This window comes from Yersinia sp. Marseille-Q5920 (genome assembly GCF_946902935.1).
GTDB lineage: Bacteria > Pseudomonadota > Gammaproteobacteria > Enterobacterales > Enterobacteriaceae > Yersinia > Yersinia rochesterensis.
Genome location: NZ_CAMPQA010000004.1, coordinates 229,544 through 243,994, shown reverse-complemented (window position 1 = coordinate 243,994; position 14,451 = coordinate 229,544). Strand labels below are relative to the sequence as shown.

Sequence of the window (14,451 nt, the reverse complement as noted above, 5' to 3'; positions counted from 1 at the left end):
CGATATATAGACATTTAGTGTCTAAAGATATCCCATAATGTTTAGTGGGATCTAAGCACATATGTGTATAAGATTGCGTATTGTGTCACTCTGGCCAGCGCTTCGGACGTGTTATCAATGCTGACTTTCTTGGCCTGTTTAGATAGCAGCTTTTCTTTTCCAGCAATCCGATACTTCAACCGCCAGTAACGTGAACTATTTGTGTTTACTAATAAAAATAATCCGCCACCGTCGGAGAGCTTGTAAGGTTTCTCTTTTCGTTTTGCGGTATCCACTTGCCGGGCGTTTAGTTTCATGTGGGGGTATCCCCCGACTACAGCCAGCCGCGTTCAGCGAATGACACAATGTCTTTGCTACCAATAACCAGATGGTCAGTCAGGCGAAGATCAACCAGCGCAAGGGCATTATTCAGACGTTCGGTGATGTGACGATCGGCTTCACTGGGTTCTGCGAGTCCAGACGGGTGATTGTGAGCAATGATGACAGCAGCGGCATTGTGCCGCAGTGCCGATTTAAGCACCTCCCTGGGATGAACTTCCGTACTATTGATCGTGCCAAAGAACAACATTTCATGAGCCAGTAACCGGTTCTGGTTATCTAACAGCAGCACCATAAATACCTCTCTTTCCAGCCCAACCAGATGTAGTCGCAGCCAGTCACGTGCAGTCGATACCGAAGTGAATGGAATACCCGGTTCCCGCAAGTGACTCTCCAGCAGGGTCAGCGCTCGTTTCACCGCACGCTGCGACGCCAAAGGTAACGATGAAGTGGGTGGTAATGTATTTCCGTCAACGAAAATTTCTGAGTTAAAACAACTGACTAATGGGATCATGATTATTTCCTTTGATAAAAAGAAAGGCCACATCTCCTTATGGAGATGTGGCCTGATAAATAGTTGATATGACTTTTAATGTTGCCAGTAGAGCTGACGTTGGAATTAATACACTAGTTTATAAAGGGAACATGGCTCAAGCCGCTTGCAAGTAAATCATTGCTAGCTTTAATACTGTCTGACAGGCAATTAAGGTTTTCTGTTTCTTTACCGAGTGTTGTCATAACGCTGTAGCTGGCTGATTTTTTACCTTTCGCCAATGAGTAAGTAACAGAAATAGCACCCTCAATATCTTCATCCGTTCCGCGCAGAACAAAATATTTTCTGTTGGTGAAGTTCTCAATACCTAACGACTGCTGGGCTCCGTTGGAAGCGATATCTAGCTTGATAACATGACCGCCTTCTTCAGGGTCACCATTTGGAGCTATGAATGCGATATAAACGGTGTTATCACTGTGGCTTAGAGTCATCATATCATGATTAGTGAGCTGGCATTTCAGGTCATAATTCTCTGCGGCATATGCGCCCTGCAAGCCAGATAATGAGATAACTAAAAGCGCTGTGGTGATGTATTTCATAGTAACTTCCTGTGTTTATGATTGTGTCTCCTGATATTTATTTCCAGTTATAGGTAAATGCCCCCTTACTGGTTTCTACCGTTAATTCAAGAGGTTTACATTTTGTGAAATTATCATTACTCGGCGTGGTAAACGTCAGACTCTGACCATAAGACAGATGTTTGTTTACATTTTTCCCACGGCCCTGGTATGAAATAAGACAGTTTCCTCTGTTAAGGGTAAACGACTGAATGATGAGGTCATTCTCAGTACTGGTCAGTGTTAGCTGCCAGACGGGCAGGTTACCCCACGGATTGATCAGCTTGGAAAAGCAATCCCTCAATATTTTTATATAAGTGTAAAATGTTGCTTCTGAAACGCCCAGCTTAGGGCAAATTTCAGGTACCCGTGTATCCAGCTAAACCTTTTTCAGGGCAAATACAATTCCTTCGTTTGTAAATCGTGACTTATTGATAGGCCAACTACCGCTCAGGATAGAATTTATCATGCTGGAATTCTGTTTCTGAATGGAGCAGGATTTTAGGCCAAGGTCGGCAACCCTCTACTTTCCATAGCTGAAAAGCCAGCCATGATATGGATAGAACTATCTCCCTGATGAAAGTAAACTAAAGTACCTCTTTCCATCCTGCACAATCAGTAAGGTATAAAGTGTATTCAAATCATCAACGTAGCTATTTAGCGCATTGGTTAACGTTAAGCGGTAAAGCCGAGGACTCACTGACGCAGACTATCGCCAGCGCTCGAGTTGATATGAATCCCCATCAGGTAGAAGCCGCGATGTTTGCACTGGCATCCCCTTTGTCGAATGGCGTTATCTTGGCAGATGAAGTGGGGCTGGGAAAAACCATTGAGGCCAGTCTGATTTTGGCGCAAAAGTGGGCAGAACGACGCCGGAAACTATTACTTATTGCTCCGGCAACACTGCGTAAGCAGTGGAGTCAGGAACTGGAAGAGAAATTTTCACTACCTTCACGCATTATCGAAGCAAAAAGCTTCAATCAAATGATCAAAGAGGGATGCAGTAATCCATTTGACATTGAAAACGCGACTGGGGAGGCTGCGATATGTATTTGTTCATACGAATTCGCTTCCCGTAAAGAACATGAACTGGCTCGTATTCCATGGGATCTGGTTGTCATGGATGAGGCCCACAAACTGCGAAATATCTACAAAAGTGATGGTGCTAAAACAGCCAAAAAACTCAGTAATGCATTATCTGGCAGGAAAAAAATTCTGCTTTCCGCTACACCGCTTCAAAACAGCATCCTTGAGCTTTATGGTCTGGTTTCCGTTATTGACCCTCATTTCTTCGGCGATTTGGCCTCGTTTAAGGCACGTTATTCTCGGCAGAATATTGACGATGCAGAATTGGCGTTACTAAGGGTACGTCTGAATAAGATCTGTAATCGTACGCTTCGCCGACAGGTTCAGCAGGAAGGCGGGATCAGTTTTACCCGCCGTCATTCAATAACCGAAGATTTTCGCCCGACGGATGAAGAAGAAGCTCTCTATAAACAGGTTTCCTCTTATTTGCAGCAAGACGATCTACTGGCAATCAAAAGTGGTGCACGTCATCTAGTAACATTAGTCATCCGCAAAATTCTAGCCTCATCGTCCACTGCGATTCAGGGAACGCTGGAGACTATGATTCATCGTCTAGAAAATAAAATGCCGGTCTTAGATGCCCTGACTGATTATGAAAATTATGATGATTACAGTGATGAAGAAGGTATCGAGGATGAAGATACCATCGATCCTCGGGCTCTACAGGCAGAAATCGATCAGTTAAAAAGTTATAAAACGTTAGCGGCATCTATAACTAAAAACGCCAAGGCGGAGGCATTGTTAAGCGTTCTTAGTCGGGCTTTCGAATTTACAGCAGAACTGGGTGGATTGCGTAAAGCGGTCATTTTTACCGAGTCCGTGCGCACCCAAACCTGGCTAGCGCAACTGCTTTCAGACAATGGGTATGAAGGCGAAGTCGTGTTGCTTAACGGCAGTAACAGCGATGCGGCGTCTAGAAAGATTTATAGCGACTGGTTAGAGAAGCATCAAAACTCTGGCCGGGTTTCCGGTTCGCGTACGGCGGACATGAAGGCGGCGCTGGTCGAAAAATTTAGGGGTGAAGGTACTCTGATGATTTGTACCGAGGCTGGTGCAGAAGGTATCAACCTTCAGTTCTGTTCACTGTTAATTAATTATGATTTACCGTGGAATCCGCAGCGCGTGGAACAACGTATTGGACGTGTTCACCGCTACGGACAAAAACATGATGTTGTGGTGGTTAATTTCATTAATAAAGGCAACCGGGCCGATCAGCGTGTCTTTGAACTATTGAGCCAAAAGTTCCAGCTTTTTGAAGGCGTATTTGGTGCATCCGATGATATCCTCGGATCGATTGAATCGGGCGTCGATATTGAACGGCGTATCCATGAGATTTACCAGCACTGCCGCTCCGACGAGCAAATCGAACGAGAGTTTAATCAGCTTCAGGATGAACTAAAAGATCAGTTAGAAAACCGGGAGAATGAAACCCGGCGTTCATTATTTGAACATTTCGATGTGGATGTCGTCCGAAACCTAAAAACACGACGCACAACGACCCTCGCACAGTTAAACGATTATCAGGAAAATCTGCTGCTGCTAGCGGAAATGTTTCTAAGCGACAATAGCGATTTCCAACGCTCTGAAACTGGTTTTCGTTCCTCGGGAAAGCATTATGACGTTAGCTGGCCTATTGCAGATGAAAAAGACGCAGAATTTTTCCGACCTAATCAGGGATACGGAAAGCAACTGATTGATGTTGCCCTACATGAGGGGAAAGACCTTTCCACATTGCCAGTTTGTCAGAGACTCAATTTCATCTACCAACCCAGGGTGGGACAATTAGCTGATGTAAAACTACTTTGCCAACAATCGGGGCAGTTGTTGCTGATAAAAGTCCGTATCGGGAATCAAGAACAACAACAAGAGCAGCTACTTGTCGCTGCCGTAACGGAAAATGGTGAGGTAGTATCGGAAGAAACCGTATCCCGCTTGCTTCGCTTACCGTTGTCAGAGATAACTTCTACAGAAGAACAGCCTTTGTTACCCACTTTAACGGCACAATGTGAGGTTTTACGGAATTCTTTTATCCAGCAGGTCGAACGTGATAACGAACTTTATTACAATGAAGAAGTAGAAAAACTTGAACGCTGGTCAGAAGATCGCCGCATCGCGCTGGACCTACGCATCAAACAGTTAGATGCAGAAATTAAAGAAGCGCGTAAAATCGCCCGCCAGCTTCCTTCGCTGAAAGAGAAGATGGAAGCTAAACGCTCGATAAAGGCACTAGAACGCGAGCGGGACAACATCATGTTGCAGTATCATGATGAAAAGAAAAAAATTGAGCAGGAAGAAGACCGCCTGCTGGAAGAGGTTGAACAAAAGCTGGCGACAGAGATAACGTCCAGCCAATTATTTGCGGTGAGCTGGACATTGAATTCACCTTCCGCATGAAGTGTTGTTGTTTCAGGAGTCAATAATGGCTAACGGTAAAGTATTAAGACAGCTGATAAAAGCGGGCGCGACGGGCGACACTGCTACGTTCCGTCGCGTTTCAGAAGCCATTATTGATGAGGAACGTCAGAAGCAGCACCATCTTCTGGCTAACGATCTGGAGCATATTCTTTATGGCGATCACATTGTTCAGGCTTCGCGTTCACCTACGTTGCCTCCGGCACCGGTAGATAAAGAACGGGGGCTGCCACTGTTGGACCTACGGCAACCGCAGCGCAGCCTCGATGAAATGATCCTTCCAGCTACCAGCGCTACAGTGATTGATGAGCTCCTTGAAGAGCACCGGCGTAGCGATGTATTGCATAGCTATGGAATGAAAGCAGCCAGTAAGATCATGTTTTTCGGGCCACCTGGCTGCGGTAAGACGCTAGCGGCGGAGGTCATTGCCTTTGAGCTGGACATGCCGCTGGCAATTGTCCGCCTTGATGTACTGGTATCCTCGTTTCTGGGTGAAACAGCCGCCAATCTGCGTAAAATTTTTGATTTTATTGCCCAACATCCACTGGTGGTCTTGTTCGATGAATTTGATGCAATAGGTAAAGAACGCGGCGACAGCGGAGAACACGGCGAATTACGCCGGGTCGTCAATGCTGTGCTGCAAATGATGGATGCTTATCAGGGCAAAAGTCTAATTCTAGCGGCCACCAACCATGAACATATTTTGGACAGCGCCATTTGGCGTCGTTTCGATGAAGTGATTGAGTTTCCTCTGCCAGATCAGACGCAGTTACGCGAGTTGCTGGCGTTAAAGCTACGTGGCATTCGCCGCCAGTTTGAACTGGACGATAATGAGTTGTTATCATTGCTTCATGGTAAAAGTGGTGCAGATATCGAACGCATTGTTCGCCGGGCCACCAAACACATGATCCTGCGTCATCAGGAATTCCTGACGCTGAAAGATTTAAAAAACGCGATGCAGCGAGAGAACGCCAGAACTTACCGATAAGGGACTGCCATGACGGCGAATTATCAGCATCTAAATATTTTCAAAGCCCCTCTTCAGAACGACCGACGGACCCGCAGAGTCAATATGCCTCGTATTCGCAGAGGCGATTTACGTCAGCATGGGCAAATGTTATTGAACCAGCTCCAGACTCTGCGCCCGATGCTGACGCAGGGACCAAGCAGCGCCGATGATGGTCGATATATACTCAAACTGAACTACAGCGGCACGATGAATTTTTCGGCATTGATACATCATGGCGTAGAGTTTGTCAGTCAGGAAAATAAACAAGTATGCGTAGTCTTTAGTGACGAGCAAGGGCTGGCTACATTTGCAGAACATCTGTCATCCCTCGGTCTAGGTAATACAGAACTAACCTACAAACAGATCCTGGAGGCGCTTGACGGTATTGAGAGCTGGTCGGCGGAAGATCGCAAAAGCTGGGCTCTTCGACGTTACGGTTTTCCTGTAGCGGAACGCTTTAAACTGGATGTGGAGCTCTGGCCTATCGAAGTTGCGCATCATCCCAAACGTATCGATCTGTATACACGTTTTGAGCACTGGTTACAGGAGCAGGATATTTCCAGGCAGGATAAAGTCAATCTGGACAGCCTGTTGATGTACCGGGTCGAGGTTTCACTCGCGCAAGCGGAACACCTGTTAGCTCATCGGGACGTTAGGTTTATTGATTTGCCACCGTCTAGTGGCATTAGCTATCAACAAATTAACCGGGACATCAATACTCTTCCGGCTCGCCTGAGCTCGCCAGCGGAAAATGCGACCAGGATATGTATTCTGGATAGTGGTATTAATACCAACCATCCTTTGTTAAGCACTGCCATTGCTGAAAGCGCCAGCTTTATTCCCGATCAGGATGCGTTTGATGAACAGGGGCATGGCACTGCCGTTGCCAGTATTGCGCTGTATGGTGATGTTGAGGCTTGTAACCAGAGCAATTTCTGGCAGCCTCAACTATGGCTGTATAATGGAAAAGTACTGAACGAGCAGGCTGAATTCAATGCCGAAACTATTGAAGCTACGCTTGCAGCCGCTGTTGCGTATTTTACCGATCTTGGCTGCCGCATTTTCAACCTGTCATTGGGAAACGCTAATGCACCCTACGACGGCAAACATATCCGCGGTATAGCGTATTTATTAGATACGTTGTCAAGGCAGTACAATGTACTCTTTGTCGTTTCTGCAGGAAACTTCGCTGGTAATGACGAGCCTCCGGTACCGCAAAGCAGCTGGCGGGATGAGTATCCTGATTACCTGTTGCATGAGGCAAGCGTTATCATCGATCCAGCTCCTGCACTCAATGTACTGACAGTGGGCAGCATCGCTAGGCATAACGCAACGCACGATGCACAACGAAGGCCTGAGGATATTCAGCATCTCTGCCCGGCAACAGAAAATCAACCTTCACCTTTTACCCGACATGGTCCATCAATAAAAGGGGCGTTTAAACCCGACGTTATGGCACACGGTGGCAGTGTCGCTTCCAATGTGCGGCAAGGGCAATGGCAGGCCCATATGCGTGGTTTGGGCGTATTAAGTTGCCATCACCAGTTTCAGGGCGCTACCCTGTTCAAGGAGCTCAGCGGTACCAGCTTCGCCGCACCATATATTACGCATCTGGCAGGACGCCTGTTAAATGAATACCCGGATATGTCCGCCAGTATGTTACGGGCAATGCTGGTTAATCATGCATCTGTCCCTCAGGCGATGACGCAGGCTTTCCCGCAGGCGATGCGAGAAAGTTATAAAAACGCACCTACAACGAGAAACCGCGAGATAGAACGTGAGGTAACGGGTTACGGCATCATCGATGAAGATGCTTTATACCGATCTTCAGAATATGTGGTGGTCATGCGATGTGAAGAGCAGATAGAAAATAACGCCCATCAGTTTTTTGAACTACCCTTCCCGGCTTCTTTTTTAAGATCGCAGCGATCAACCCGTGAAATTCGCGTCACGCTGGCTTACTCACCTGCTGTGCGTACAACCCGGATGGATTATACCGCCACGCGGATTAGTTTCCGGCTGGTTAAAGGCCGCTCGCTGGATGAAGTGCAGGCCAGTTTTAATCACCAAACACAGAGTGAAACGGAAACCCGCTCCGATGACGCCCAAACGAACCGTGTTGTATCAGCACAGCAGCGGGAACGCGGTACAGTACAGTCCTCGGTATGGACTTTCCGCCAACGTAACCCGGATGAAAAATGGTTTATCGTTGTTACCCGTCAGGACAGGGATTGGGGTGAAGCATTCAGCAGCGAGCAGGAGCCTTACGCACTGGTAGTGACCGCGACCGATCGCGATAATGCACAGGCGCAGCTTTATACACAAATTCAGGCGCAGATCCGTGAACAGGAACGCGCGCGAGCACGTATTGGATAAAAATAGATTATGTCAACTAAGCAAAAATTAGAACTTAACTGGATTGGTAAACATAAGCGCCCTCGTCTGGAACCGCGTATTCTGCTTGAAGATAAGGCGTTGTCTTATGGTGATGTGGATAGTGAAAATCTGCTAATTCATGGTGATAACCTGTTAGCACTGAAAGCTCTAGAGCAAAAGTATGCTGGGAAAGTTAAATGCGCATATATTGACCCACCATTTAATACCGGAGAGGCTTTCGAAAACTATGACGATGGTCTGGAACATTCTCAGTGGCTAACGCTTATTCGGGATCGTATTGAAATTATCCAAAGATTATTATCTATTGATGGAACTTTTTTTGTTCACATTGATGATAACGAGCTTGGTTATTTAATCGTTCTTTTAGACGAAATATTCGGCAGACAAAACCGAGTAAATATCGTAACCTTCAAACAAGGTTCTGCTACCGGTCATAAATCAATAAATCCAGGATTGGTCACTACCACCAACTATTTGATCGTATACGCAAAAAGCAAACAACATTGGAAACCAAACAGACTCTTCACAGCCAGAGAGCGCGATTCTAGATATTCACAATACATCGTTAATATTGATGAGCATTATAGCACATGGAAATATAAGCCTTTAGGGTCAGTATTTGCTGAAAGCTTGAAAATGAAGCCAAGCGAAGCCAAAAAAACCTTAGGTGATAATTACGAAGGAAAATTAAATGATTTCGTATTAATCAATGCAGAAAGAGTAATTCGTACAGCCAGACCAGATTATAACTCCGTAGGGCAAAATGTCAGGGATATCATTGACTTATCCAAAGAAAATGAGGATGAAATATTAAAGCTCGAGCGTGAAGGTTATCCTGACATGTATTTTACAAAGGGAGACCGAATTTTATTTTATAAAGATAAGCTAAAGAATGTCGATGGTCAATTAGTTGCTGGCGAGCCATTAACGAACCTTTGGGCGGATATACTTTCAAATAATCTTCACAAAGAGGGGGGGATTAAATTCCCTAAAGGAAAAAAACCTGAGTTTTTAATCAAGAGAATTCTTGATTTATGTTCATCTCCAAATGATTTAATTTTAGACTCTTTCGCTGGCTCAGGAACTACAGCTGCTGTAGCTCACAAGATGAATCGCCGCTGGATAACCATTGAATTGGGGGATCAAGCATTTACCCATGTGCAACCTCGTCTAAAACGGGTCGTTACAGGGATTGATCAAGATGGTGTATCCAAGGCCGTAAACTGGAAAGGTGGCGGCGGTTTCCGCTATTTGCGCCTTGCCCCTTCACTCCTGAAAAAGGATCATTGGGGCAATTGGGTGATCAACAAAGAATACAACGCTGAAATGCTGGCAGAAGCTATGTGTAAGCATATGAACTTTACCTATGCACCAAGTCAGACTCAATACTGGAATCATGGTTACAGTACCGAAACTGATTACATCTACGTTACTACCGGTTCTTTGGCTTATGAACAACTCAAAGTTATAAGTGAAGAGGTTGGAACTGGACGCACATTGTTGATCTGCTGCAAAGCCTTTATGACCGAAGGTGCAGAATTTCCTAGCCTGACATTGGTAAAAATTCCTCGTGCCATTCTAAGTAAATGCGAATGGGATCAGGACGACTATAGCTTTACGCTAAATGTACTTTCTGATTCAGAACAACCTGACGATGTTGACTACGACGAAGATACTGAAGGCGAAAAAGAATTATGAGCCAAAACAACGCAATGAAAATTGCCAATCGAGTCAGTGCACGACTGTCCTTGCGCGATCCACAGGATGAATCATTACGCATTTTATGCGACGTTCTCGAACAGTTCGGTCTCAGTAAAGATCCTGATTTTAATCGTTGGATTGAATTGCTACGTCAACAGTATCCCACTGTAAAAGGGTTTGAACGTGCCTTCCCTTCACTCTGCTTTGCACTAGCTACGGGTGTAGGTAAAACTCGCTTAATGGGAGCTATGATTGCCTGGTTATACTTAACTGGGCGCAGCCGTCACTTTTTTGTACTAGCTCCGAACTTAACCATCTATGAAAAACTTAAGATGGATTTTTTACCCGGCTCGCCAAAGTATGTTTTTCAGGGCATTCCTGAACTGGCACAAACACCACCGGTACTAATTACTGGTGATGACTATCAGGAAGGGCGAGGCGTTCGTCTGGATTATGCGATTGCTGAAAGCAAAACGGGTGATCTTTTTGGCAGCGAAACCGCTCCGCATATTAATATCTTCAATATTTCCAAAATCAACGCACTGGAAAATGCCAAAGGTGCTGCTAAATCTAAGGTCGCTAAAATTCGACGTATTCAGGAATACGTCGGAGAATCTTATTTCAGCTATCTTGCAAACCTGCCAGATTTAGTTGTTTTGATGGATGAAGCCCATCGTTACTACGCTAGTGCGGGCGCACAAGCGCTTAACGATCTTAATCCAGTATTGGGTATTGAGTTAACCGCCACACCGAAAACCGTAGGTGCAAACCCACGTGATTTTAAAAATATTATTTATCACTATCCCCTATCGCGTGCACTAAAAGATGGATACGTCAAAATTCCAGCTGTTGCCACGCGCAAAGACTTCCGTGCTGCCAACTACTCTGAAGAGCAGTTGGAAAAAATAAAGCTGGAAGACGGAATCCACCATCATGAATACGTGAAAACGGAACTAACCAGTTTCGCCAACAACACCGGTAACAAACTGGTCAAACCTTTTATGCTAGTCGTTGCGCAGGATACCGATCATGCAGACAGGCTAAAAGTACGCATTGAACACGACGATTTCTTCAATGGCGCTTATAAAGGCAAAGTAATAACCGTTCACTCTAACCAGTCAGGCGAAGAGTCAGAAGAAACTATGCAGAGGCTTTTGGCCGTTGAGCATGACAAAGACACTGAAATCGTCATTCATGTCAATAAGTTAAAAGAGGGATGGGACGTTACAAATCTGTACACTATCGTTCCATTACGTGCTTCTGCCTCTGAAATCCTGACTGAGCAGACCATAGGCCGAGGACTGCGCCTTCCCTACGGCAAAAGAACCGGCGTCGAAGCCGTCGATCGCCTGACGATTATTGCCCATGACCGTTTTCAGGAGATTATCGTTCGTGCCAATAACGATGACTCGATTATCAAGAAAGTTCTGTATATCGGGCTGGATGATGATGAAAACGGTATTCCAGAAGTAAAACCCCAGCAAATTATCGTACCATCAATGGCTGAATTCCTGTTGGGAAATCAAGTCATTGATAATAATGGGTTGCAGGCTTGTGAACCTCAAGCAATATATCAGACAAACTCCATATCAAAACCGGTACTCAATACGGAAACAGAACGTAAAGTCGCAGAACTCACGTTTAAAGTGGTGTCAGAAGAAGCCAAACGGTTAACCAGCAGTCAGCAACTCAGCACGCCAGAGGTGAAAGCAAACGTAACTCGACGGGTACAACAAGCCTTGCGTGAATGGGAAGTGACTCAACATCAAATCTCATCGTCTTCGGATCAACTCGATTTGACGGAAATGATTGAAGAGCAAGTTGAACAGCCAAGTTTCCTTTCAATGGAGGATACGGAAGTTCAGGAGTTGGTCGGGACGATCACCGAAAAACTGATGGAATATACTATCGATATTCCTAGAATCGTGGTTTTGCCAGAACGTGAAGTCAATTACGGGTTTAATGATTTCAACCTTTCCGGGTTGGATCGCATTGCGCTCAAACCCGGCAGTAAAGAGCTCTTACTCACGCATCTGGAAAATAACGAACAGCGGACAATCAGTTGGCAGGAAGGTGGAGAAGCGGAAGAACGGCTAGAAAACTATCTCATTCGTTATCTGCTCGACCATGATGAAATTGATTACGACGAACATGCCGACATGCTCTACAAACTGGCCGGACAGATGGTGAACCATTTGTGCAGTTATCAGCCGCCGGAAGATTCAGAATCCGTACTGAAAAATGCGGGTCGGCAGCTGGCTGAATTTATATGGGTGCAAATCAAACAAAATATGTGGACCACGCCAACGGGCTATACCGGGCGTATAACTCAGGGCTTTGATGTAATACATCCAGCGACGTTCAATTTTGCCGGTAATGAAAAACCGAGAGATTTCCGTGTTGCAGTTCCCGCAGGAGAAAAAAATAAAGTCCGCCAGATGATTTTCACTGGTTTTAATAAATGCTGTTACCCTTATCAGAAATTTGACTCTGTAGATGGGGAGCTCCGCCTAGCTCAAATATTGGAGAATGATCCTTCAGTGATTCGTTGGATGAAACCTCGCCCAGGTCAGTTCCGTATCGAATATGCTAATGGTAGAAATTATGAACCTGATTTCGTTGTCGAAATGGACAATGGCTATTGCTTGATTGAACCGAAAAAAGCGACAGAAATCGACACGCCAGAAGTTCAGGCCAAAACGCGAGCGGCTATCCGTTGGTGCGAATTTGCAAATCAAAATGCTGAGAAACTTACAGGCAAAACGTGGCGATACGTGCTTATTCCACATGATGAAATTGAACTTAGTCGCTCAGTTTCAGGTTTAATGACGGATTTCATGATAAGATCCAACTCATCAAAAAATTAGTAATTTTTATAAAAAAAAACCAAATACCTACAGCACCAGCATGACTGCTGGTGCTATTCCCTCAGAAAACCACGTTTACTTAGCACGAAGCCCAAACTCCCCATGCATCACATTCCCGCCATGTTTCAGCCCATCCACATAATCCCCATACCACTGCAACATCTCCCTTCTCTGCTCCAGATACTGCGCATGGTTATAGGTCCCGCGAATCGTATTCTTGTCCACGTGTGCTAGTTGCAATTCAATCCACGCCGTATTGAATCCCTGCTCATGCAAGATGGTACTCATCGTATGCCGGAAGCCATGCCCTGTCGCTCTTCCATGATAGCCAACCCGTTTCAGTACCTGATTGATACTCGCTTCACTCATTGGTTTAGTAATGTCATTACGACCGGGGAATACAAGGTTGTATCTTCCTGTCACTACCTGGATCTCGCGTAAAGCATCTACGACCTGATTTGATAAAGGCACGATACCAAGAAATTTTAGCAACCGGGTTCCTGACGTCATATTGATGCCTTTCCCACCATCTGTGGGAGATACATACAAAATTGGCTCCGCCATTAGAAATACCCTAATTTAACTGCAACCTGACCATTGGCGTGGAATGTTTGCTGCCTGCACCGTCCTGCCCTGCGCTACACCGCTCGGTAAATTAACAAGTAGCCGATCGCCAATTTTCACATCAGCAACACGGTCAAGCGTGATATTGCGGCCCGATACCGAGCTAATGCGCCCACCCATCTTCCGTCCGGACAGCATACCGTCAGCAATGGCACGCGGGCAACATGAAGAATATTGTCTTGCTCACTTTGACTCTGCCAATGTTTGATACACCCAGAGAACGCTAAAGCGGGAAAGGCAATCGGCGTGGCTCTGAATGATATGTCATGCAAGGTATTACGTGAGCAGATAGGCCGACACTCGAGATATGTGTTTGTCCACACCTCGGCATGGCACCGGGCAGATGGAACAAAAACTGCTGAGGTCAGGAAAATGCGTGTTGATGATAATACAGCATGGAGAACTGGATTGAAGCGATCAGGGATAACAGACTTTCGTTTCCATGATTTGCGGCATACCTGGGCAAGCTGGTTAGTTCAAGCAGGAGTCCCACTATCAGCACTTCAGGAAATGGGCGGATGGGAAAGCATAGAAATGGTACGTCGATATGCCCACTTGTCGCCAAACCATTTAACTGAGCATGCGCGTAAAATTGATGAGGTAATGGGGTTTAATGTCACTAATCTGGCACTTTTGAAAAAGGTAGCTGATAATTAAGGGGGAATTCGAGGGTAACTCATTGATTTTAATGGTACGCCCTACAGGATTCGAACCTGTGACCTACGGCTTAGAAGGCCGTTGCTCTATCCAACTGAGCTAAGGGCGCATTTGATATTTACCGCAGCATAGAACGCTGCTGGCAGTCAGTTGCGGGTTGGATTATACGGGCAGTCGCCTTTGAGTCAATGGCTTTTCGCCTTACGGTTTATCAACTGGCTATTTAATCGTTAATTAATCGTTATTATACGCCTGACAGCACGCCCCGCT

8 protein-coding genes, 1 tRNA gene and 3 pseudogenes are annotated in these 14,451 nt (G+C 45.6%); 6 read left to right on the top strand and 6 right to left on the bottom strand.

Going from position 1 to position 14,451, the window contains the following annotated elements; all coding sequences use genetic code 11:
- Window positions 1-140: 140 nt before the first annotated feature.
- From OVO64_RS07925 to OVO64_RS07915, 3 genes and pseudogenes are all read right to left on the bottom strand, one after another.
- A pseudogene (locus OVO64_RS07925) lies at window positions 141-296 on the bottom strand (Arm DNA-binding domain-containing protein); the annotation flags it as partial.
- Between the two features lie 17 nt (window positions 297-313).
- Window positions 314-832: a RadC family protein gene (gene radC / locus OVO64_RS07920; RefSeq protein ID WP_145509498.1), complete on the bottom strand. Its 519-nt coding sequence runs from the start codon at window positions 830-832 to the stop codon at window positions 314-316.
- A gap of 113 nt (window positions 833-945) precedes the next feature.
- Window positions 946-1,410, bottom strand: a complete 465-nt coding sequence (locus tag OVO64_RS07915; protein ID WP_145509497.1) for a hypothetical protein — start codon at window positions 1,408-1,410, stop codon at window positions 946-948.
- A gap of 648 nt (window positions 1,411-2,058) precedes the next feature.
- On the opposite strand from OVO64_RS07915, the gene OVO64_RS07910 reads away from it, so the two are divergent.
- The 5 genes from OVO64_RS07910 to OVO64_RS07890 are packed head-to-tail and all read left to right on the top strand — an operon-like array spanning window position 2,059 to window position 12,900.
- The gene (locus OVO64_RS07910; protein ID WP_267248705.1) at window positions 2,059-4,908 is read left to right on the top strand and encodes an SNF2-related protein; all 2,850 of its coding nucleotides are present in this window, start codon (window positions 2,059-2,061) and stop codon (window positions 4,906-4,908) included.
- Window positions 4,909-4,933: 25 nt separating this feature from the next.
- On the top strand, window positions 4,934-5,914 hold the full coding sequence (locus OVO64_RS07905; RefSeq protein WP_267248704.1) for an AAA family ATPase: 981 nt from the start codon (window positions 4,934-4,936) through the stop codon (window positions 5,912-5,914).
- A 9-nt stretch (window positions 5,915-5,923) separates the two neighbouring features.
- Window positions 5,924-8,311 (top strand): S8 family peptidase, encoded by a 2,388-nt coding sequence (locus OVO64_RS07900; protein WP_267248703.1) that lies wholly within the window; start codon window positions 5,924-5,926, stop codon window positions 8,309-8,311.
- 9 nt (window positions 8,312-8,320) lie between these two features.
- Entirely contained in the window at window positions 8,321-10,030 is a 1,710-nt protein-coding gene (locus tag OVO64_RS07895) for a site-specific DNA-methyltransferase (RefSeq protein WP_267248702.1), read from the top strand.
- Complete coding sequence (locus OVO64_RS07890; RefSeq protein WP_267248701.1) at window positions 10,027-12,900, top strand: DEAD/DEAH box helicase family protein; 2,874 nt, start codon at window positions 10,027-10,029, stop codon at window positions 12,898-12,900. The genes OVO64_RS07895 and OVO64_RS07890 overlap by 4 nt, the downstream gene beginning before the upstream one ends.
- A gap of 75 nt (window positions 12,901-12,975) precedes the next feature.
- On the opposite strand, the pseudogene OVO64_RS07885 reads toward OVO64_RS07890, so the two are convergent.
- Window positions 12,976-13,374, bottom strand: a pseudogene (locus OVO64_RS07885) (tyrosine-type recombinase/integrase); the annotation flags it as partial.
- A gap of 105 nt (window positions 13,375-13,479) precedes the next feature.
- On the bottom strand, window positions 13,480-13,644 hold the full coding sequence (locus tag OVO64_RS07880) for a hypothetical protein (RefSeq protein ID WP_267248714.1): 165 nt from the start codon (window positions 13,642-13,644) through the stop codon (window positions 13,480-13,482).
- Window positions 13,645-13,731: 87 nt separating this feature from the next.
- On the opposite strand from OVO64_RS07880, the pseudogene OVO64_RS07870 reads away from it, so the two are divergent.
- A pseudogene (locus OVO64_RS07870) lies at window positions 13,732-14,181 on the top strand (site-specific integrase); the annotation flags it as partial.
- 32 nt (window positions 14,182-14,213) lie between these two features.
- Here OVO64_RS07870 and OVO64_RS07865 read toward each other — a convergent pair.
- Window positions 14,214-14,290 (bottom strand) — tRNA-Arg (locus tag OVO64_RS07865).
- Window positions 14,291-14,451: the final 161 nt, after the last annotated feature.

What these genes read in the sequence shown, in the direction of transcription:
- radC (WP_145509498.1), bottom strand. Translation starts at nt 832, where the DNA reads ATGATCCCATTAGTCAGTTGTTTTAACTCAGAAATTTTCGTTGACGGA.
- OVO64_RS07915 (WP_145509497.1), bottom strand. Translation starts at nt 1,410, where the DNA reads ATGAAATACATCACCACAGCGCTTTTAGTTATCTCATTATCTGGCTTG.
- OVO64_RS07905 (WP_267248704.1), top strand. Translation starts at nt 4,934, where the DNA reads ATGGCTAACGGTAAAGTATTAAGACAGCTGATAAAAGCGGGCGCGACG.
- OVO64_RS07900 (WP_267248703.1), top strand. Translation starts at nt 5,924, where the DNA reads ATGACGGCGAATTATCAGCATCTAAATATTTTCAAAGCCCCTCTTCAG.
- OVO64_RS07895 (WP_267248702.1), top strand. Translation starts at nt 8,321, where the DNA reads ATGTCAACTAAGCAAAAATTAGAACTTAACTGGATTGGTAAACATAAG.
- OVO64_RS07890 (WP_267248701.1), top strand. Translation starts at nt 10,027, where the DNA reads ATGAGCCAAAACAACGCAATGAAAATTGCCAATCGAGTCAGTGCACGA.
- OVO64_RS07880 (WP_267248714.1), bottom strand. Translation starts at nt 13,644, where the DNA reads ATGGGTGGGCGCATTAGCTCGGTATCGGGCCGCAATATCACGCTTGAC.